This window comes from Pseudomonas sp. UMAB-40, from assembly GCF_900095275.1.
Taxonomy (GTDB): domain Bacteria; phylum Pseudomonadota; class Gammaproteobacteria; order Pseudomonadales; family Pseudomonadaceae; genus Aquipseudomonas; species Aquipseudomonas mandelii_B.
On sequence record NZ_LT607569.1, the window covers coordinates 33,116 to 53,174 of the forward strand.

A 20,059-nucleotide genomic window follows, 5' to 3' on the forward strand; every position below is an offset into this window, starting at 1 on the left:
GACAGGATCACTATGCCGGCTTCATTCGTTCATCTACGCCTGCACACTGAATATTCCCTGGTCGACGGTCTGGTGCGGATCAAACCGCTGGTTAAGACCCTGGTCGGCATGAACATGCCTGCCGTCGCGGTCACCGACCAGAACAACATGTGTTCCCTGGTCAAATTCTATAAAGCCGCTATGGGCGCAGGCATCAAGCCGATCTGCGGCGCCGACCTGTGGCTGTCGAACAAGGACCCGGACAACGCCCTGAGCCGGATCAGCCTGTTGGCGATGAACGCTGTCGGCTATCGCAACCTCACCGAACTGATTTCCCGCGGCTTCATCGACGGCCAGCGCAATGGCTCGGTCATCATCGAGCGCGAGTGGGTGGCCGAAGCCAGCGAAGGCTTGATCATGCTGTCGGCGGCCAAAGAGGGCGAGATTGGCCTGGCCATGCTCAGTGGCAATCCGGCAGAAGCGGAAAACCTCGCGCGCGAATGGATGGCCGTGTTCCCGGATCGTTTCTATCTGGAGATCCAGCGCACCAACCGCCCCAACGACGAAGAGCAGTTGCACGGCGCCGTGGCGCTGGCCGAGAAAATCGGTGCGCCGCTGGTCGCCACCAACGACGTGCGTTTCATCAAGCAGGAAGACTTTGCCGCTCACGAAACCCGCGTCTGCATCGGTGAGGGCCGCGCCCTCGACGATCCGCGGCGTTCGAAGAATTACAGCGATCAGCAATACCTCAAAAGCGCCGAGGAAATGGCCGAGCTGTTCAGCGACATTCCCGAAGCGCTGGTCAACACCGTCGAGATCGCCAAGCGCTGCAACATCGAAGTGAAGCTGGGTACTCACTTCCTGCCCAACTTCCCGATCCCTGATGGCATGACCATCGACGAGTATTTCCGTAAGGTTTCCTTCGATGGTCTGGAAGAACGCCTCAGCGTTCTGCTGCCCCGGGATACTACCGAAGACTACGAAACCAAGCGACAGGTCTACGTCGACCGGTTGAATTTCGAACTGGATATCATCATCCAGATGGGCTTCCCCGGTTACTTCCTGATCGTGATGGACTTTATCCAGTGGGCCAAGAGCAACGGCGTGCCGGTGGGGCCTGGCCGGGGCTCGGGTGCCGGGTCGCTGGTGGCCTATGTGCAGAAGATCACCGACCTCGATCCGTTGGAATATGACCTGCTGTTCGAACGTTTCCTTAACCCGGAACGGGTCTCCATGCCCGACTTCGACGTCGACTTCTGCATGGACGGTCGTGACCGCGTGATCGACTACGTGGCCGAGAAATACGGCCGCAACGCGGTGAGCCAGATCATCACCTTCGGTTCCATGGCGGCCAAGGCTGTGGTCCGAGACGTGGCGCGGGTGCAGGGCAAGTCCTATGGTCTGGCGGATCGTCTATCGAAGATGATTCCGTTCGAAGTCGGCATGACCCTGGAAAAAGCCTACGAGCAGGAAGAAATCCTCCGCGACTTCATCAAGGTCGATGAAGAAGCCGCGGAAATCTGGGAAATGGCGCGAAAGCTTGAGGGCGTGGTGCGTAACGTCGGCAAGCACGCCGGTGGTGTGGTGATCGCGCCGACCAAACTGACTGACTTCTCGCCGATTTATTGCGATGAGGCCGGTGACGGTCTGGTCACCCAGTTCGACAAGGACGACGTCGAGGCCGCCGGCCTGGTGAAGTTCGACTTCCTCGGTCTGCGGACCCTGACGGTCATCGACTGGGCACTGAAAACCATCAACCGCGACCGCGCCAAGGTCGATCAACCGCCGCTGGACATCGCGTTCATCCCGCTGGATGACAAGCCGACCTACCAGCTGCTGCAAAAAGCTGAAACCACCGCGGTGTTCCAGCTTGAGTCGCGCGGCATGAAAGAGCTGATCAAAAAGCTCAAGCCCGACTGCCTGGAAGACTTGATCGCCCTGGTGGCCCTGTTCCGTCCGGGCCCTTTGCAATCGGGCATGGTGGACGACTTTATCAACCGTAAGCACGGTCGCGCCGAACTCGCGTACCCGCACTCGGACTACCAGTACGAAGGCCTCAAGCCCGTATTGGCACCGACTTACGGCATCATCCTGTACCAGGAACAGGTGATGCAGATTGCCCAGGTCATGGCCGGTTACACCCTCGGCGGTGCGGACATGCTGCGTCGGGCCATGGGTAAGAAAAAACCTGAAGAAATGGCCAAGCAGCGCGGCGGTTTCATTGACGGTTGCAAGACCAACAATATCGACGCCGACCTGGCCGGTAACATTTTCGACCTGGTAGAAAAATTCGCCGGTTACGGTTTCAACAAGTCCCACTCCGCCGCCTACGGCCTGGTGTCGTACCAGACCGCGTGGTTGAAGACGCACTACCCGGCGCCATTCATGGCCGCGGTACTGTCGGCGGATATGCACAACACCGACAAGGTCGTGACCTTGATCGAAGAAATTCGCACCATGAAGCTGCGTCTCGACGCACCGGATGTGAATACTTCCGAGTTCAAGTTCACGGTGAATGATGAGGGCCGGATTATTTACGGCCTCGGTGCGATCAAGGGGGTGGGCGAAGGTCCGGTGGAAGCGATCACCGAGGCGCGTCGGGACGGTCCGTTCAAGGACCTGTTCGATTTCTGCGCCAGGGTCGACCTCAAGCGAATCAACAAGCGCACGCTGGACGGTCTGATCCGCAGCGGTGCACTGGATCGTCTGGGCCCTTGTTTTCATGACGAACCGAAAGCCTATCAAGCGAGCATCGACCAGAACCGCGCGATCTTGTTGACCGCGATGGAAGGGGCGATCAAGGCCGCCGAACAAACCGCCCGCACCCACGACAGCGGCCACGCCGACTTGTTTGGCGGGCTGTTCGTCGAAGCAGACGCCGACGTCTACGCCAATCACCGCAAGGCCAAGGAGCTGACCCTCAAGGAGCGCCTGAAAGGGGAGAAAGACACCCTGGGCCTGTACCTGACCGGTCACCCGATCGACGAATACGAAGGCGAGATTCGCCGTTTCGCCCGTCAGCGCATCATCGACCTGAAACCGGCTCGCGATACGCAGACCGTCGCGGGCATGATCATCGCCCTGCGGGTGATGAAGAACAAAAAGGGCGACAAGATGGGTTTCATCACCCTCGACGATCGCTCCGGGCGGATCGAAGCCTCGCTGTTTGCCGAAGCGTTCCATTCGGCACAATCGCTGTTACAGACTGACGCGATGGTGGTGGTCGAAGGCGAAGTCAGCAACGACGACTTCTCCGGCGGCTTGCGTCTGCGGGTCAAGCGGGTGATGAGCATGGAAGATGCGCGCACCAACCTCGCCGAAAGCCTGCGCCTGAAGCTGCAGACCAAGGATTTGAAGGGCGATCAGCTACGCTGGCTGGGTGAGTTGTTCAAGCGTCACCGCGGCGCGTGCCCGATCACCATGGAGTACACGAGCCCCGATGCGAAGGCCTTGCTACAGTTTGGCGAGACCTGGCGGATCGACCCGGCGGATGCGTTGATTCAAGCCTTGCGTGACCAGTTCGGGCGAGACAACGTCTTCCTCCAATACCGTTGACGGTCAGGGTCTGTTGTTGTGGCCCGATCTCGACCAGCATTTTTAATCTCGACCTGAACGCGCCTGTCCCTTAAGGTAGGGCGCGAATAGACAACCGGCCGGCCCAAGCTCTCTTGGATGTCGACCCAAGACGGACGCCTATGAACCCGAATTTTCTAGATTTCGAACAGCCGATCGCCGACCTGCAAGCCAAGATCGAAGAGTTGCGCTTGGTCGGTAACGACAATTCGCTGAATATCGGCGATGAGATCTCCCGCCTGCAGGACAAAAGCAGCACGCTGACCGAAGACATCTTCGGCAAGCTGACCAGCTGGCAGATCGCACGTCTCGCGCGTCACCCGAAACGTCCGTATACCCTGGACTACATCGAACACATCTTCACCGAGTTCGACGAACTGCACGGCGACCGTCACTTCTCCGATGACGCCGCGATCGTGGGCGGTATTGCCCGTCTGGACGATCAGCCGGTGATGATCATCGGTCACCAGAAAGGCCGTGAAGTGCGCGAGAAAGTTCGCCGCAACTTCGGCATGCCGCGCCCGGAAGGCTACCGCAAGGCGTGCCGCCTGATGGAAATGGCTGAACGTTTCAAAATGCCGATTCTGACCTTCATCGACACTCCGGGCGCTTACCCTGGCATCGACGCTGAAGAGCGCAACCAGAGCGAAGCGATTGCCTGGAACCTGCGCGTCATGGCCCGCCTGAAAACCCCAATCATCGCCACCGTTATCGGTGAAGGTGGTTCCGGTGGCGCTCTGGCGATCGGCGTTTGCGATCAGCTGAACATGCTGCAGTACTCGACCTACGCGGTGATCTCGCCAGAAGGTTGCGCCTCGATTCTGTGGAAAACCGCCGAGAAAGCGCCGGATGCTGCTGAGGCCATGGGCATCACCGCCGAGCGCCTGAAAGGCTTGGGCATCGTCGACAAAGTGATCGGTGAGCCCTTGGGCGGCGCGCACCGCGATCCAGCGGCCGCGGCGGCTTCGATCCGTGCCGAGCTGAGCTCGCAACTGGCGATGCTGAAGAAGTTCGACAACGAGGCGCTGCTGGCCCGTCGTTACGAGCGTCTGATGAGCTACGGTCTCTGATCTGACACTGCTTCGGCAGATGATCAAAAACCAGTGTGGGAGCGAGCTTGCTCGCGATAGCGGCTTAACATTCAACTAATCGGTTGTCTGTTACACCGCTATCGCGAGCAAGCTCGCTCCCACAGTTGATTTGGGCGACGTGAACTTTATGAGCTCATCCAGGATTGATTTGTCAGCCAAGCTACTCCTGAGTCTGAAGCCTTGGCGCAACGCCAAAACCTGGCGCATTGCTTTCAGTGGCGGGCTCGATTCCACCGTCCTGCTGCACCTGCTCGCCCACCTCGCAAAAAACCAATCCCTGCCAACGCTCAGCGCCCTCCATGTCCACCATGGTCTTCAGGCTGCGGCCGATGCGTGGCCCGCACATTGCCAATCCGTCTGTGATGCCTTGGGCGTGCCGCTGCAGGTGGTTCACGTTCAGGTTCAGTCCGGCGCCAGCCTTGAGCGCGCCGCCCGGGATGCGCGCTATGGCGCGTTCATTGAGGCCACTCAAGCCAATGAACTGCTGCTGACCGCGCAGCACCGTGACGATCAAGCGGAAACCCTGCTGTTTCGGCTGTTGCGCGGGGCAGGGGGGAGGGGCTTGTCGGGGATGCCTCGCGAACGCGTCCTGGGTCGCGGGCATCTGGTGCGTCCGTTGCTCGATGTCTCACGCGCCGCGCTTGAGGCGTATGCGGCCGAGCATCAGCTGAGCTGGATCGAGGACCCGTCGAACCAGGACCGCCAGTTCTCGCGCAACTACCTGCGCCATCAAGTGTTCCCGGTATTGACCGAACGCTGGCCGCAAGCGATCGCGACCATGGCCCGCAGCGCCGCGCATCTGAGCGAAGCGCAGGGGTTGCTCGATGACCTGGCGCACATCGATCTGGCCAGCGCCAGTACCGCCAATGAATTCGATTGGCTGGGTTTGCCATCCCTGGCGTTGGCGCCTTTGGCAAAACTCTCCACTGCGCGTCAGCGCAACGCAGTGAGTCACTGGCTCACAACGCGGACACGGCTGCCGGATAGCGACCATTGGTCGGGTTGGGATGATTTGCGCGATGCCACGGGTGATGCCCGTCCGGTCTGGCGATTGGCGCAGGGCGAATTGCATCGGGCGGGTGGGCGTATCTGGTGGCTGTCGGGCTACTGGCTGCGCATTCCGCCCTCCGCCGGCGTCTGGGCTGATCCCTCGACAGCGCTGGTGTTGCCGGAAAATGGTGTGCTGACACTCACCGGCCAAATCCCCGCTGGCTCGCTGCAGATCCGCTATCGTGAAGGAGGCGAGGTCATGAATCTGCCTGATCGCGGCCACCGGGATCTCAAGCGTTTGCTCAACGAACGAGGGGTTCCGGGCTTCGTCCGTGGCAGATTGCCGCTGCTTTACCGGGACGCGCAATTGCTGGCGGTGGCCAACCTGCGGGGCCTCGATGGCAACGAGCAGGAGGGCTGGCATTTGCAGTGGGACCCACTGAGCGAAGATCAAGGTTTGAGCTGAAAGGGGCTTTCCGGTAGACTACGCTCCCTTCTTGATACAACTTCTGTGGATTCGCCTGAATTGCAGGAGTTGCCGATTACCAAGCAGTCTTTGCTGGGCGATTCCAAAAAATGTGTAGCGAGCAACGTACCGGTGTTTCATCTGCCGGTCTGTCCCAACGCGGCGGTTTTTTTGAAAGGTGCACTGTGATTAATGCAGGTGATCGGGGGCTTCGGCCTTCCTTCGCTTTCCCCGGCGGCTCGGACCGCTTTAACGCAGACTTCTAGGGTTTTTCATGACGCGCTACATATTCGTCACGGGCGGTGTTGTTTCTTCATTGGGGAAAGGCATCGCATCGGCTTCATTGGCGGCCATCCTGGAGGCGCGGGGACTTAAGGTCACCATGCTGAAGCTGGACCCGTACATCAACGTTGACCCGGGCACCATGAGCCCGTTCCAGCACGGTGAGGTGTTCGTCACCCACGACGGCGCCGAGACCGACCTGGACCTGGGCCACTACGAGCGGTTCATCCGCACGACCATGACCCAGAACAACAACTTCACCACCGGCCGTGTCTACGAACACGTCCTGCGCAAAGAGCGCCGTGGTGATTACCTGGGCGCCACCATCCAGGTGATCCCGCACATCACCGACGAAATCAAGCGCCGCATCATCAAGGGCGCCGGCGATGCCGACGTGGCGATGGTCGAGATCGGTGGCACCGTGGGTGACATCGAGTCGCAACCGTTCCTCGAAGCGATCCGCCAATTGCGTTTCGAAGTCGGCGCCAAACGCGCGATGCTGATGCATCTGACGCTCGTGCCTTACATCGCCACCGCCGGCGAAACCAAAACCAAGCCAACCCAGCACTCGGTCAAGGAACTGCGTTCCATCGGCCTGCAGCCAGACGTGCTGGTATGCCGTTCCGATCACCCGATCGACATTTCGTCGCGTCGCAAGATCGCGCAGTTCACCAACGTTGAAGAACGTGCGGTGATCGCGCTGGAAGACGCCGACACCATCTACAAGATCCCGGGTATCCTGCACTCCCAGGGCCTGGACGATTTCGTCGTCGAGCGTTTCGGCCTGCAATGCGGCAGCGCCGATCTGTCCGAGTGGGAAGCCGTGGTTGACGCCAAGCTGAACCCGGAACACGAAGTCACCATCGCGATGGTCGGCAAGTACATGGAACTGCTGGACGCCTACAAGTCGCTGATCGAAGCGATGAGTCACGCCGGCATCAGCAACCGCACCAAGGTCAACCTGCGCTACATCGATTCCGAAGACATCGAAAACCAGGGCACCGCGCTGCTGGAAGGTGTCGACGCGATCCTCGTACCGGGCGGCTTCGGACTGCGTGGCGTGGAAGGCAAGATCACCGCCGTTCAATACGCTCGTGAAAACAAGGTTCCCTACCTCGGCATCTGCCTGGGCATGCAAGTGGCCGTGATCGAGTTCGCCCGTAACGTGCTGGGCTGGAAAGACGCCAACTCCACTGAGTTCGATCGCGCCAGCGGCCATCCGGTCGTGGGTCTGATCACCGAGTGGGAAGACGCTACCGGCGCGGTCGAAACCCGTACTGAATCGTCCGACCTGGGCGGCACCATGCGCCTCGGCGCTCAGGATTGCCTGCTGGAACCGGGTTCCCTGGTGCACGATTGCTATGCCAAGGACGTGATCGTCGAGCGTCACCGTCATCGCTACGAAGTGAACAACAACCTGCTGCCGCAAATCATGGAAGCCGGCCTGAAAATTTCCGGTCGTTCCGGTGATGGCGCGCTGGTTGAAGTGGTTGAAGCCCCGGATCATCCATGGTTCGTCGCTTGCCAGTTCCACCCTGAGTTCACCTCGACACCACGCGACGGTCACCCGTTGTTCAGCGGTTTCGTTAAAGCAGCTTTGGTTCAACACCAGAAGAAGGCGTAAATCCGATGGCGCAGAAGATCATCCGTGTAGGCGATATCGAGATTGCCAACGACAAGCCAATGGTGCTTTTCGGTGGCATGAACGTGCTGGAAAGCCGCGACATGGCGATGCAGGTCTGCGAAGAATACGTAAAGGTCACCGAGAAACTCGGTATCCCTTACGTGTTCAAGGCCAGCTTCGACAAGGCCAACCGTTCCTCCGTGACCTCTTACCGTGGCCCCGGCCTGGAAGAGGGCATGCGGATTTTCCAGGACATCAAGCAAGCCTTCGGCGTGCCGATCATCACCGACGTCCACGAGCCTGACCAGGCCGCGGTCGTCGCTGAAGTCTGCGACATCATCCAGCTGCCGGCCTTCCTGTCGCGCCAGACCGACCTCGTGGTCGCGATGGCCAAGACCGGCGCGGTGATCAACATCAAGAAAGCCCAGTTCCTCGCCCCGCATGAGATGAAACACATCCTGAGCAAGTGCGTGGAAGCGGGTAACGATCAGTTGATCCTCTGCGAACGCGGTTCGAGCTTTGGCTACAACAACCTGGTCGTCGACATGCTCGGCTTCGGCATCATGAAGCAGTTCGAATACCCGGTGTTCTTCGACGTGACCCACGCGCTGCAAATGCCCGGTGGTCGCTCCGATTCCGCCGGCGGTCGTCGTGCTCAGGTCACTGACCTGGCCAAGGCGGGCATGAGCCAGTCGCTGGCCGGTCTGTTCCTCGAAGCCCACCCGGACCCGGATAACGCCAAGTGCGACGGCCCTTGCGCCTTGCGCCTGGACAAACTGGAGCCATTCCTGGCCCAGCTCAAAGCCCTGGACGAACTGGTGAAGAGTTTTCCGACGGTAGAGACCGCGTAAACCTCATTTCTCCGGTAAAGTACCGCACGATTTGTTGCTCAGGCCCTCGGGCCTGAGCCTTATCGTCCGCAAGTCTGCCCGCTGCACACCACTTGCCGACGGTAAAAGATTTCCTCTAGCTGCGTCGTTTTCGTCAACTTTGGAGTGTTTACAACAATGGCAAAAATCGTCGACATCAAAGGTCGTGAAGTTCTCGACTCCCGTGGCAATCCCACCGTGGAAGCGGACGTGCTTCTCGATAACGGCATCATCGGTAGCGCTTGCGCGCCGTCCGGTGCTTCCACTGGCTCGCGTGAAGCGCTCGAGCTGCGTGATGGCGACAAGAGCCGTTACCTGGGCAAAGGCGTGCTCAAAGCCGTCGCCAACATCAACGGTCCGATCCGCGACCTGTTGAAAGGTACAGACCCAAGCGACCAGAAAGCGCTGGATCACGCGATGATCAAGCTCGACGGTACTGAAAACAAAGGTTCCCTGGGCGCCAACGCGATCCTCGCCGTTTCCCTGGCCGCGGCCAAGGCAGCAGCACAGGACCAGGACCTGCCGCTGTACGCTCACATCGCCAACCTGAACGGCACCCCGGGTGTTTACTCGATGCCGGTTCCGATGATGAACATCATCAACGGTGGCGAGCACGCCGATAACAACGTCGACATCCAGGAATTCATGGTTCAGCCGGTTGGCGCCAAGTCTTTCTCGGAAGGCCTGCGCATGGGCACCGAGATTTTCCATCACCTCAAAGCTGTGCTGAAGGCCCGTGGCCTGAGCACTGCCGTGGGTGACGAAGGTGGTTTCGCACCGAACCTGGCTTCCAACGAAGACGCGTTGAAAGTGATCTCCGAAGCCGTGGCCAACGCCGGTTACAAGCTGGGCACCGATGTGACCCTGGCACTGGACTGCGCAGCCAGCGAATTCTACGAAGACGGCAAATACAACCTGTCCGGCGAAGGCCAGGTGTTCACCGCTGAAGGTTTCGCTGACTACCTGAAAGGCCTGACCGAGCGTTATCCGATCATCTCGATCGAAGACGGCCTGGACGAGTCCGACTGGGCTGGCTGGAAAATCCTCACCGACAAGATCGGCGAGAAAGTCCAACTGGTAGGCGACGACCTGTTCGTGACCAACACCAAGATCCTGAAAGAAGGCATCGATAAAAAGATCGCCAACTCGATCCTGATCAAGTTCAACCAGATCGGTACCCTGACCGAAACCCTGGAAGCCATCCAGATGGCTAAGGCCGCTGGTTACACCGCCGTGATCTCGCACCGCTCCGGCGAAACCGAAGATTCGACCATTGCCGACCTGGCGGTGGGCACCTCGGCTGGCCAGATCAAGACCGGCTCCCTGTGCCGTTCGGACCGCGTGTCCAAGTACAACCAACTGCTGCGTATCGAAGAGCAGTTGAACGGCAAAGCCAAGTACAACGGTCGCAGCGAATTCCGCGGTTGATCGTTAACTGGTAAAAAGACACCGGATTGTGTCGGAAAAATCGCTACAGCGATGGATTTGCCACTAATCTGATGCCTTATACGCACAAGCCTGGGTCTTCCAGGCTTCGTGCTATCAGAAGCTTCAAAGTTTTGGCATGGCTGTCTTTTTTCACTGGATACCTGATATTCGATGCGCAGTCCCAATTGGTTGTTCCTCGTCTTGCTCTTGCTGCTGGCTGGCCTGCAATACCGCCTGTGGGTGGGAAATGGCAGTCTGGCGCAAGTGGCCGAGTTGACTCAGCAGATCGCAGATCAGCACGCTGAGAACGAAGGGTTGCTGGAGCGCAATCGGGTCATGGACGCTGAAGTCAGTGAGTTGAAAAAAGGAATGGAGACCGTTGAAGAGCGCGCTCGCCATGAGTTGGGCATGGTCAAGGACGGTGAAACCCTTTACCAGTTGGCTCAATGAGTCACTCGTTACCGGCCTTCTGGGCCGTGATTCCTGCCGCGGGCATCGGTGCCCGTATGGCCGCGGACCGTCCCAAGCAATACTTGCAACTGGGCGGGCGCACTATTCTCGAACACAGCCTTGGCTGTTTCCTTGATCATCCTGCCCTGAAGGGGTTGGTGGTCAGTCTTGCTGTTGATGATCCCTTCTGGCCGAACTTGGCGTGTGCTACCGATCCGCGTATTCAGCGGGTCGAGGGCGGCGATGAGCGTTCCGGGTCGGTGCTCAATGCTTTGCTTCATCTACATGCGCAGGGTGCTGACGATGAGGATTGGGTGCTGGTTCACGACGCCGCACGGCCGAATCTGAGTCGCGACGATCTGGACAAGTTGCTGACCGAGTTGGCTGATGACCCGGTGGGCGGGCTGTTGGCAGTGCCGGCACGCGATACCCTGAAGCGGGTCGACAAGCACGGTCGGGTGGTCGAAACCGTGGATCGCAGTGTGATCTGGCAAGCCTATACCCCGCAGATGTTTCGCCTTGGCGCGTTGCATCGGGCGTTGGCCGACAGTCTGGTGGCCGACGCGGTCATCACCGACGAGGCTTCGGCGATGGAGTGGGCAGGTCTGGCGCCGCGACTGATTGAAGGTCGGTCCGACAACCTCAAGGTCACGCGACCCGAAGACCTGGAATGGTTGCGACAGCGTTGGACGAATCGTCGCTGAATGACTCGTTGACTGTTCGAGCGCCATCGCGAGCAAGCTCGCTCCCACATTTGTTCTGCGTGTACACCCATTCAGTGCTCACCGCAGATTCCCTGTGGGAGCGAGCTTGCTCGCGATGGCGGCGGCACAGCCAACACCTGACTCAACCCCGATACTCCGGCCGCTCAGCCAACCCTTCCTTCAAATAATCCACCAACTTGCGCACCTTGGGCGACAGATGCCGTTGCTGCGGGTAAAGCGCCCAAACCGCCGTGTTCGGCGGTTGGTGAGCCTCCAGCAGTGAAATCAATTCGCCGTTTTTCAGATGCTCCAGCACGTAATAGTCCGGCAGCTGACACAAACCCACCCCCTGTAGCGCCGCATCCAGAACAGCTTGCCCACTGTTGCAGCGCCAGTTTCCCTGCACTCGCTGGGAAAATTCCCGCCCGTTCTGTTCCAGTTGCCACATGTCTGAACTGCCGATGAGGCAATTGTGGCGGCTGAGTTCCGACAAGCTGTGTGGGCGACCATACCGTTCCACGTAGGAAGGTGACGCGCACAAATACATGCGCCGTGGTGCCAGGCGTGTGGCGACCAATCGTGAATCCTGAAGACGTCCGAGGCGGATCGCCAGGTCCAGCCCTTCGTGCACCAGGTCGAGCGGGCGGTTGCTCAGTTCGATGTCGACGCGCAATTGTGGATATAGGCCCATGAAACGGGTCACCAGCGGCACGATGAAGCGTTCGCCATACGCCACGGCGCAGGTCATGCGCAGCATGCCCTTGGGTTCGCTGGTCAGGTCGCCGACTGCGCGCAAGGCTTCTTCGCGACCGTCCTGCAAGCGCTGGCAATGTTGCAAAAAGGTTTGCCCGGCTTCGGTCAGCGTAACCCGGCGAGTGCTGCGGTAAAGCAGTCGCGTCTGAAGACGCTCTTCGAGGCGTGCGATTTGTCGACTGATGTGAGAGGAAGAAACCCCAAGGCGTTCCGCCGCCGCCGTGAATTGGCTGCACTCGGCCACGGCGACGAACTCGTCGATCCCTTCCCAACGGTTTTCAGACATCAAAGATTATCCCTGTATGGCAATAATGTTTTGCTTTTGCCCGGATTATTCCTCGTAAGGCGCTGTATTACACTCCCTGTCTCGTTTTTATTCACTGGAGAATCCACATGATCAAGTCGCGCGCTGCCGTTGCCTTCGAGGCCAAGAAACCTCTCGAGATTGTCGAAGTCGATGTCGCCATGCCCAAGGCCGGTGAAGTTCTGTTGCGAGTGGTGGCCTCCGGTGTCTGTCATACCGATGCCTACACCCTGTCGGGCGCCGACCCGGAAGGCATCTTCCCGTCGATCCTCGGTCACGAAGGTGGCGCGGTGGTTGAAGCGATTGGCGAGGGCGTGACCTCCGTCGCGGTCGGCGACCATGTGATCCCGCTGTACACCCCGGAATGCCGCCAGTGCAAATTCTGCCTGTCGGGCAAAACCAATCTGTGCCAGGCGATTCGCGCGACTCAAGGCAAGGGCCTGATGCCGGATGGCACCTCGCGTTTTTCCTACAAGGGCCAGCCGATTTTCCACTACATGGGCACCTCGACCTTCTCCGAATACACTGTGCTGCCGGAAATCTCCGTCGCCAAGATTGCGAAAGAAGCGCCCCTGGAAAAAGTCTGCCTGCTGGGTTGCGGTGTCACCACCGGCATCGGCGCGGTGCTCAATACCGCTAAGGTAAAACCGGGTGACACCGTGGCTATTTTCGGTCTCGGCGGCATCGGTCTGTCGGCCGTGATAGGCGCGGTCAAGGCCAAGGCTGCGCGCATCATCGCCATCGACATCAACCCGGCCAAGTTCGAGATCGCCAAGCAGCTCGGTGCAACCGACTGCGTGAACCCGAAAGATTTCGACCGTCCGATTCAGGAAGTCATCGTCGACATGACTGACGGCGGCGTCGACTTTTCCTTCGAGTGCATCGGCAATGTGCAATTGATGCGTGCGGCGCTTGAGTGCTGCCACAAGGGTTGGGGCGAGTCGGTGATTATCGGCGTGGCCGGTGCCGGCCAGGAAATCTCCACCCGTCCATTCCAGCTGGTGACCGGGCGCGTCTGGCGTGGTTCGGCATTCGGTGGCGTGCGCGGTCGCACCGAGTTGCCAAGCTATGTCGAGATGGCCGAAACCGGTGAAATCCCGCTGGATACCTTCATCACCCACACCATGGGCCTGGAAGACATCAACAAGGCTTTCGACCTGATGCACGAAGGCAAAAGCATCCGTAGCGTCATCCATTTCTGAGGTCGGTCATGAGCCTGGAAAATATCTCCTGCCAGAAAAGCTTCGGCGGCTGGCACAAACGCTACAAGCACCGCTCCGATGTGCTCGGCTGCGACATGGTGTTCGCCGTGTACCTGCCGCCGCAGGCGGAGCAGGGCGGCAAGTTGCCGGTGCTGTATTGGTTGTCCGGCCTGACCTGCACCGACGAGAACTTCATGCACAAGGCCGGCGCGATGCGCGTGGCCGCCGAGCTTGGATTGATCATCGTTGCACCGGACACCAGCCCTCGCGGACCCGATGTGCCGGGTGATCCGGACGGCGCCTGGGACTTCGGTCTCGGTGCCGGGTTTTATCTGAATGCCACGCAGGAACCCTGGTCCCGGCACTATCGGATGCATGACTATGTCGTGCAGGAATTGCCGGCATTGGTCGAAGCCCATTTCCCTGCGTCGGACAAGCGCGGTATCAGCGGTCACTCCATGGGTGGCCACGGCGCGCTGGTCTGTGCCTTGCGCAATCCGGGGCGTTATCAGTCTGTGTCAGCGTTCTCGCCGATCAACAATCCGATGGATTGCCCGTGGGGTCAGAAGGCGTTTTCCCGTTACCTGGGCGAAGACCGTTCGAAGTGGCGCGAGTGGGATGCCTGTGCACTGATCGCCGAAGCCGACGAGAAGTTGCCGCTACTGGTCGATCAAGGTGATCGCGATGATTTCCTCGCCACCCAGCTCAAACCTGAAGCCTTGCAACAGGCCGCCAAACTGGCCGGTCATCCGCTGACGTTGCGCCTGCAACCCGGCTACGACCACAGCTATTTCTTCATCGCCAGTTTCATCGACGACCACTTGCAACATCATGGGCGCGCTCTAAGCGCCTAATGTTCGACAAAGCAGGTAGAATCACGCCCTGACAAAAATCGGGGCGTTTTTTTATGCGTATTGGCCACGGCTATGATGTGCACCGTTTCGCTGAAGGCGATTTCATTACTCTGGGCGGTGTGCGGATTGCACACGGCTTCGGGCTGCTCGCTCACTCCGACGGTGACGTCCTGCTGCACGCCTTGAGCGATGCCTTGCTCGGCGCCGCTGCGCTGGGTGATATCGGCAAGCACTTCCCGGACACCGACCCGACATTCAAGGGCGCCGACAGCCGTGTGCTGTTGCGTCACGTCGTCGCACTGATCCACGCCAAAGGCTGGAAAGTCGGCAACGTCGATAACACCATCGTCGCCCAAGCGCCGAAAATGGCCCCGCATATCGAATCGATGCGCGCGCTGATTGCCGCGGATCTTCAAGTTGAGTTGGATCAAGTGAACGTGAAAGCTACCACTACCGAAAAGCTTGGCTTTGTCGGTCGCGAAGAAGGCATTGCCGTGCATTCCGTTGCCTTGTTGCTGCGCGCATGAACGAAGTGCAATTGCTCGGCCCGCGAGCCTATGGCGACGCCCTCGGTACGGCGGTTTTAAAAGCCACGGCGGAAGATTTCCAGGTCGATGAAGTGCTCGATATCCCTCTCAGTGGCGATGGCGAACACTTGTGGATCTGGGTGGAAAAGCGCGGTCTGAATACCGAAGAAGCGGCACGGCGCATTGCCAAGGCGGCGGGTGTGCCATTGCGCACCGTCAGTTATGCAGGCCTCAAGGATCGTCAGGCGCTGACTCGCCAGTGGTTCAGCGTGCAGCTGCCGGGCAAGGCTGATCCTGATTTGTCGGCGGCGGAAAACGACACGCTGAAAATCCTCAAGACCGGTCGGCACAAGCGCAAGCTGCAACGCGGTGCCCACTCGGCGAATGGCTTCACCTTGCGCCTGACGCAATTCTCTGGCGACAAAGCCGCGATTGAAGAGCGGCTGCAGCTGATCGCCAAGCAAGGTATTCCCAATTATTTTGGTGCCCAGCGTTTCGGCTTTGATGGCGGTAACGTGGTCGATGCCCGTGCCTGGGCCGCGCGCAAGGCGTTGCCGGAGCAACGCAATGTCCGTTCGCGTCTGCTCTCCACCGCCCGCAGTTTTCTGTTCAACCAGGTATTGGCGGCGCGTGTGGCAGATGGCACCTGGCAGCAAGCGCAGGTCGGCGATTTGCTGGCCTTCACTGACAGCCGCAGTTTTTTCCCGGCAGGTGAAGCCGAGTGCAGCGACCCGCGCCTGGCGATTCTCGACCTGCACCCGACCGGCCCCCAGTGGGGCGAAGGTGACTCGCCGGCGACCGGCGCTGTCCATGTACTGGAGCAGGCAATCGCCGCTCGCGAAGCAGATCTGCGCGATTGGTTGATTAACGCCGGAATGAGCCACGAACGTCGCATCCTGCGGCTGCCCATTGGTGGGTTGACGTGGCATTATCCCGAGCCTGACATTCTGCAACTGGAATTCGTCCTCCCGGCCGGATGCTTTGCCACCGTATTGGTGCGCGAGCTTGTTGATCTGGTGCCGGTGGGGCAGACGGACAGCCCATGCGTATTCTGATTTCTAACGACGATGGGGTAACCGCACCCGGTCTTGCCGCGCTTTATGCTGCGCTGGCGGATTACACCGAGTGCGTGGTTATCGCCCCGGACCAGGACAAAAGCGGCGCCAGCAGTTCGCTGACGCTCGACCGTCCGTTGCACCCGCAAACCCTGGCCAACGGCTTTATCAGCCTGAACGGCACACCCACCGATTGCGTGCACCTGGGCCTTAACGGCTTGCTGGAGCGCGAACCGGATATGGTGGTTTCCGGCATCAACCTGGGCGCCAACCTGGGCGACGACGTGCTGTATTCCGGCACCGTTGCGGCGGCACTTGAGGGGCGTTTCCTTGAGCGTCCTTCGTTCGCCTTCTCGTTGGTCTCACGGCAAGTGGAGAACCTTCCCACGGCCGCTTACTTTGCGCGCAAACTGGTCGAGGCCCACGCCGACCTCGACTTGCCACCGCGCACGGTATTGAACGTGAACATTCCCAATTTGCCGCTGGACCACATTCGCGGCATTCAGCTGACCCGCCTCGGACACCGCGCACGTGCGGCGGCGCCGATGAAAGTGGTCGACCCACGCGGCAAATCCGGTTACTGGATCGCCGCCGCCGGGGACGCCGAAGATGGCGGCCCGGGCACCGATTTCCATGCGGTGATGCAGGGCTATGTGTCGATTACTCCGCTGCAACTGGATCGCACCTTCAATGATGCCTTCAGAAGTCTCGATGGCTGGTTGGAGGGGCTGCGCTAATGGCTCGTGAACAAGACGATATTCTGCGTCGCGGCATCGGGATGACCTCGCAACGAACCCGCGAGCGCCTGATTCAACGCCTGTATGAGGAGGGGGTTTCCAACGCCAAGGTGCTGGAAGTCATCCGTCGTACACCGCGTCACTTGTTCGTCGACGAAGCGCTGGCTCATCGTGCCTACGAAGACACGGCGCTGCCGATCGGACACAACCAGACCATCTCCCAGCCTTATATGGTGGCGCGCATGAGCGAGCTGCTGCTGGAGGCCGGTCCCTTGGACAAGGTGATGGAAATCGGCACCGGCTCGGGCTACCAGACGGCGGTGCTGTCGCAGCTGGTTGAACGGGTGTTCTCCGTGGAGCGCATCAAGGTTTTGCAGGACCGGGCCAAAGAGCGCCTGGTGGAGCTGAACCTGCGCAACGTGGTGTTTCGCTGGGGCGATGGCTGGGAAGGCTGGCCGGCACTGGCGCCATACAACGGCATTATCGTGACGGCGGTGGCCACCGATGTGCCTCAGGCGCTGCTGGATCAGTTGGCGCCTGGCGGGCGACTGGTGATTCCTGTCGGCTCCGGTGAGGTGCAGCAACTGATGCTGATCATCCGCGAAGAACAGGGCTTTTCCCGTCGTGTTCTGGGGTCGGTTCGCTTCGTGCCACTACTCAACGGGCCGCTGGCCTGAGCATTTGTTCAAGCACGCTGAATTCTCTTCGATTGCCCGGGTCTTACAGCGGCATCGATGCGTTAAACAGGATTCATCGGCAGGCAGCAAACGTGTGCGCGAAGCGATTTCGCTTCATTAAAGGTAAAGCCTGTTCGGCCCGTTATACTTGCGACATTTCGTGCCGAAACACGGCAATCCACTATTTCAGCCACCACAAAGGGAGCGGCGGGTGAGTCTCACAGTCATTGCGCAGCGTATGGGTACAAAGAGCTTTCAGCGCCTGGTGACTGGCCTCGTCTTGAGCACCTTGCTGGTCGGTTGCTCCAGTTCCAAAACGAGTGACGTGCGTGTCGTCGATCGCAACAAGACTGTCGCCCAGCGTCCGGCGGTGACCACGGGTCAATACGTCGTTCGACCAAAAGATACGTTGTTCTCGATCGCTTTTCGCTACGGCTGGGACTACAAAGCCCTCGCCGCACGGAACAATATTCCTACGCCGTATACGATCCATCCGGGTCAGACAATTCGCTTCGACGGTCGCACCGGATCAACGTCGGCGCCGGTGGCCAGTGCTACCGATTCAACGCCTTCGTCGTCGCTGAAAACCACGGTAATCCGGCGTCAGCCGAATGGCGCAACCACCAGCACAGCGGTGGTTGCACCGTCCGTCGCCAGCAAGGCGACCCCTGCTCCGATGCCTCCTGCCGGCCCGGCCCCGACCGGCTGGGGATGGCCATCTAATGGCATTCTGATTGGAAAGTTCTCCTCAAACGGTAGTTTGAATAAAGGAATTGATATCGCCGGGGATTTGGGACAGCCTGTTTTAGCTGCGTCTGATGGGACGGTGGTATACGCCGGGAGTGGCTTAAGGGGCTACGGCGAATTAGTCATCATCAAACACAGCGACACCTACGTCAGTGCCTACGGACATAACCGCAGGCTGTTGGTTCGGGAGGGGCAGCAGGTCAAGGTCGGACAGACAATTGCCGAAATGGGGTCAACGGGTACAGACCGGGTGAAACTGCATTTTGAGATTCGCCGACAAGGTAAACCTGTAGATCCGCTGCAGTTCCTGCCACGTCGTTGATTTGTTACCAGCCTGTTCCGTCACGTAGAGGGGACAGGCTCCAGCGTTGCCAAGGATAAAGGCGCCGCTTGAGCTTGGGGTCGAACTCACCAAAGGACTATAACAATGGCTCTCAGTAAAGAAGTGCCGGAGTTTGACATCGACGATGAGGTTCTCCTTATGGAGACCGGCATCGCTACGGATTCGATGTCGAATGATGAAGGGGCTGCTCCACCTTCCGTTCGTGCCAAATCCAAACACTCCGCTTCGCTAAAGCAACACAAGTACATCGACTACACGCGGGCGCTTGATGCCACGCAGCTGTACCTCAACGAAATCGGCTTTTCCCCGCTGCTCTCCCCGGAAGAAGAAGTTCATTTTGCGCGTCTGTCGCAAAGTGGCGATCCGGCCGGGCGTAAACGCATGATTGAAAGCAACCTGCGGCTGGTGGTGAAAATCGCCCGGCGTTACGTCAATCGTGGGCTGTCGCTGCTGGACCTGATCGAAGAGGGCAACCTCGGACTGATCCGGGCGGTGGAGAAATTCGATCCTGAGCGCGGCTTCCGCTTTTCGACTTACGCTACCTGGTGGATTCGTCAGACCATCGAGCGCGCAATCATGAATCAGACCCGGACTATCCGGTTGCCGATCCATGTGGTCAAAGAGCTTAACGTGTACCTGCGGGCTGCACGGGAGCTGACCCAAAAACTCGATCACGAACCCTCACCCGAAGAAATCGCCAACCTGCTGGAAAAACCAGTGGCAGAGGTCAAGCGCATGCTCGGCTTGAACGAGCGGGTTTCTTCGGTCGACGTCTCGCTGGGTCCGGATTCGGATAAAACCCTGCTGGACACCCTTACGGATGACCGACCAACCGATCCATGCGAACTGTTGCAGGATGACGACCTGTCCCAGAGCATCGATCAATGGCTTTCGGAACTGACCGACAAGCAACGCGAAGTGGTGGTACGCCGCTTCGGCCTGCGCGGTCACGAGAGCAGCACACTTGAAGACGTGGGCCTGGAAATTGGCCTGACCCGGGAACGGGTCAGACAGATTCAGGTGGAAGGCCTGAAGCGTCTTCGGGAGATTCTCGAGAAGAACGGCCTGTCGAGCGAGTCACTGTTTCAGTAAATAACGCGCTTGAGTGGCATTGGAAAACCCCGACTGGTTCGGGGTTTTTTAATGCCTGGGATATGGCTGGCAAGCGCCTCAGGTTTGTAGTCTCGCGCTGTAAGTCTTTGCTTACTCTTTCGTAAGTGTTCGTTATTTTTACAGTGTGGTAGTCGCCCATCTGTTACATCTGTCAGAGGTATCTAATTGACTTATATGGTTATTGATAAATATTAAAAGCATATGACAGGCAGTTTTGCGGATTGGGGACGATTGCTCTCGGTGAGGAATTCTCTAGTATCTGAACTGTGTCGACGGACAGACACACCCTTC

General features: G+C 59.2%; 17 protein-coding genes. 16 read left to right on the top strand and 1 reads right to left on the bottom strand.

The window, feature by feature from the left end; genetic code table 11:
• Nucleotides 1-12: 12 nt before the first annotated feature.
• The 8 genes from dnaE to ispD all read left to right on the top strand — a co-directional run bounded on the left by dnaE (nt 13) and on the right by ispD (nt 11,456).
• The gene (gene dnaE / locus K0F88_RS23860) at nt 13-3,534 is read left to right on the top strand and encodes a DNA polymerase III subunit alpha (RefSeq protein WP_219096760.1); all 3,522 of its coding nucleotides are present in this window, start codon (nt 13-15) and stop codon (nt 3,532-3,534) included.
• A 140-nt stretch (nt 3,535-3,674) separates the two neighbouring features.
• Nucleotides 3,675-4,622, top strand: a complete 948-nt coding sequence (locus tag K0F88_RS23865) for an acetyl-CoA carboxylase carboxyltransferase subunit alpha (RefSeq protein WP_010462799.1) — start codon at nt 3,675-3,677, stop codon at nt 4,620-4,622.
• Nucleotides 4,623-4,770: 148 nt separating this feature from the next.
• Nucleotides 4,771-6,099: a tRNA lysidine(34) synthetase TilS gene (gene tilS / locus K0F88_RS23870; RefSeq protein WP_219096761.1), complete on the top strand. Its 1,329-nt coding sequence runs from the start codon at nt 4,771-4,773 to the stop codon at nt 6,097-6,099.
• 274 nt (nt 6,100-6,373) lie between these two features.
• Complete coding sequence (locus K0F88_RS23875) at nt 6,374-8,005, top strand: CTP synthase (RefSeq protein ID WP_010462795.1); 1,632 nt, start codon at nt 6,374-6,376, stop codon at nt 8,003-8,005.
• A 5-nt stretch (nt 8,006-8,010) separates the two neighbouring features.
• A complete protein-coding gene (gene kdsA / locus K0F88_RS23880) occupies nt 8,011-8,856 on the top strand; it encodes a 3-deoxy-8-phosphooctulonate synthase (RefSeq protein WP_007949350.1) in 846 nt (281 codons plus the stop codon).
• A 156-nt stretch (nt 8,857-9,012) separates the two neighbouring features.
• Nucleotides 9,013-10,302, top strand: coding sequence for a phosphopyruvate hydratase (eno, locus tag K0F88_RS23885; RefSeq protein ID WP_138964488.1), 1,290 nt, complete (start codon nt 9,013-9,015; stop codon nt 10,300-10,302).
• 171 nt (nt 10,303-10,473) lie between these two features.
• Nucleotides 10,474-10,752, top strand: a complete 279-nt coding sequence (gene ftsB / locus K0F88_RS23890; protein ID WP_008028992.1) for a cell division protein FtsB — start codon at nt 10,474-10,476, stop codon at nt 10,750-10,752.
• On the top strand, nt 10,749-11,456 hold the full coding sequence (gene ispD / locus K0F88_RS23895; protein ID WP_219096763.1) for a 2-C-methyl-D-erythritol 4-phosphate cytidylyltransferase: 708 nt from the start codon (nt 10,749-10,751) through the stop codon (nt 11,454-11,456). The genes ftsB and ispD overlap by 4 nt, the downstream gene beginning before the upstream one ends.
• Before the next feature lie 142 nt (nt 11,457-11,598).
• Here ispD and K0F88_RS23900 read toward each other — a convergent pair whose 3' ends face one another.
• Nucleotides 11,599-12,495 carry a LysR substrate-binding domain-containing protein gene (locus K0F88_RS23900; RefSeq protein ID WP_219096765.1) on the bottom strand — a complete coding sequence of 299 codons (897 nt, stop codon included), beginning with the start codon at nt 12,493-12,495 and terminating at the stop codon, nt 11,599-11,601.
• Nucleotides 12,496-12,602: 107 nt separating this feature from the next.
• On the opposite strand from K0F88_RS23900, the gene K0F88_RS23905 reads away from it, so the two are divergent.
• From K0F88_RS23905 to rpoS, 8 genes are all read left to right on the top strand, one after another.
• A complete protein-coding gene (locus K0F88_RS23905) occupies nt 12,603-13,715 on the top strand; it encodes an S-(hydroxymethyl)glutathione dehydrogenase/class III alcohol dehydrogenase (protein WP_027924991.1) in 1,113 nt (370 codons plus the stop codon).
• Nucleotides 13,716-13,723: 8 nt separating this feature from the next.
• A complete protein-coding gene (gene fghA, locus K0F88_RS23910) occupies nt 13,724-14,569 on the top strand; it encodes an S-formylglutathione hydrolase (RefSeq protein WP_219096767.1) in 846 nt (281 codons plus the stop codon).
• 53 nt (nt 14,570-14,622) lie between these two features.
• On the top strand, nt 14,623-15,096 hold the full coding sequence (ispF, locus tag K0F88_RS23915) for a 2-C-methyl-D-erythritol 2,4-cyclodiphosphate synthase (protein WP_010462780.1): 474 nt from the start codon (nt 14,623-14,625) through the stop codon (nt 15,094-15,096).
• Nucleotides 15,093-16,151, top strand: coding sequence for a tRNA pseudouridine(13) synthase TruD (truD, locus tag K0F88_RS23920; protein WP_219096769.1), 1,059 nt, complete (start codon nt 15,093-15,095; stop codon nt 16,149-16,151). The genes ispF and truD overlap by 4 nt, the downstream gene beginning before the upstream one ends.
• Entirely contained in the window at nt 16,139-16,888 is a 750-nt protein-coding gene (surE, locus tag K0F88_RS23925; protein ID WP_131059177.1) for a 5'/3'-nucleotidase SurE, read from the top strand. Before truD ends, surE begins: the two co-directional genes overlap by 13 nt.
• Nucleotides 16,889-16,929: 41 nt before the next feature.
• On the top strand, nt 16,930-17,565 hold the full coding sequence (locus K0F88_RS23930; protein WP_010462773.1) for a protein-L-isoaspartate(D-aspartate) O-methyltransferase: 636 nt from the start codon (nt 16,930-16,932) through the stop codon (nt 17,563-17,565).
• A gap of 211 nt (nt 17,566-17,776) precedes the next feature.
• On the top strand, nt 17,777-18,634 hold the full coding sequence (locus tag K0F88_RS23935; protein WP_219096770.1) for a peptidoglycan DD-metalloendopeptidase family protein: 858 nt from the start codon (nt 17,777-17,779) through the stop codon (nt 18,632-18,634).
• A gap of 105 nt (nt 18,635-18,739) precedes the next feature.
• On the top strand, nt 18,740-19,747 hold the full coding sequence (gene rpoS, locus K0F88_RS23940; protein ID WP_010462770.1) for an RNA polymerase sigma factor RpoS: 1,008 nt from the start codon (nt 18,740-18,742) through the stop codon (nt 19,745-19,747).
• Nucleotides 19,748-20,059 lie beyond the last annotated feature (312 nt).

What these genes read in the sequence shown, in the direction of transcription:
- ispF (WP_010462780.1), top strand. Translation starts at nt 14,623, where the DNA reads ATGCGTATTGGCCACGGCTATGATGTGCACCGTTTCGCTGAAGGCGAT.
- ftsB (WP_008028992.1), top strand. Translation starts at nt 10,474, where the DNA reads ATGCGCAGTCCCAATTGGTTGTTCCTCGTCTTGCTCTTGCTGCTGGCT.
- ispD (WP_219096763.1), top strand. Translation starts at nt 10,749, where the DNA reads ATGAGTCACTCGTTACCGGCCTTCTGGGCCGTGATTCCTGCCGCGGGC.
- eno (WP_138964488.1), top strand. Translation starts at nt 9,013, where the DNA reads ATGGCAAAAATCGTCGACATCAAAGGTCGTGAAGTTCTCGACTCCCGT.
- surE (WP_131059177.1), top strand. Translation starts at nt 16,139, where the DNA reads ATGCGTATTCTGATTTCTAACGACGATGGGGTAACCGCACCCGGTCTT.
- fghA (WP_219096767.1), top strand. Translation starts at nt 13,724, where the DNA reads ATGAGCCTGGAAAATATCTCCTGCCAGAAAAGCTTCGGCGGCTGGCAC.
- K0F88_RS23900 (WP_219096765.1), bottom strand. Translation starts at nt 12,495, where the DNA reads ATGTCTGAAAACCGTTGGGAAGGGATCGACGAGTTCGTCGCCGTGGCC.
- rpoS (WP_010462770.1), top strand. Translation starts at nt 18,740, where the DNA reads ATGGCTCTCAGTAAAGAAGTGCCGGAGTTTGACATCGACGATGAGGTT.
- truD (WP_219096769.1), top strand. Translation starts at nt 15,093, where the DNA reads ATGAACGAAGTGCAATTGCTCGGCCCGCGAGCCTATGGCGACGCCCTC.
- kdsA (WP_007949350.1), top strand. Translation starts at nt 8,011, where the DNA reads ATGGCGCAGAAGATCATCCGTGTAGGCGATATCGAGATTGCCAACGAC.
- tilS (WP_219096761.1), top strand. Translation starts at nt 4,771, where the DNA reads ATGAGCTCATCCAGGATTGATTTGTCAGCCAAGCTACTCCTGAGTCTG.
- K0F88_RS23930 (WP_010462773.1), top strand. Translation starts at nt 16,930, where the DNA reads ATGACCTCGCAACGAACCCGCGAGCGCCTGATTCAACGCCTGTATGAG.
- dnaE (WP_219096760.1), top strand. Translation starts at nt 13, where the DNA reads ATGCCGGCTTCATTCGTTCATCTACGCCTGCACACTGAATATTCCCTG.
- K0F88_RS23865 (WP_010462799.1), top strand. Translation starts at nt 3,675, where the DNA reads ATGAACCCGAATTTTCTAGATTTCGAACAGCCGATCGCCGACCTGCAA.
- K0F88_RS23875 (WP_010462795.1), top strand. Translation starts at nt 6,374, where the DNA reads ATGACGCGCTACATATTCGTCACGGGCGGTGTTGTTTCTTCATTGGGG.
- K0F88_RS23905 (WP_027924991.1), top strand. Translation starts at nt 12,603, where the DNA reads ATGATCAAGTCGCGCGCTGCCGTTGCCTTCGAGGCCAAGAAACCTCTC.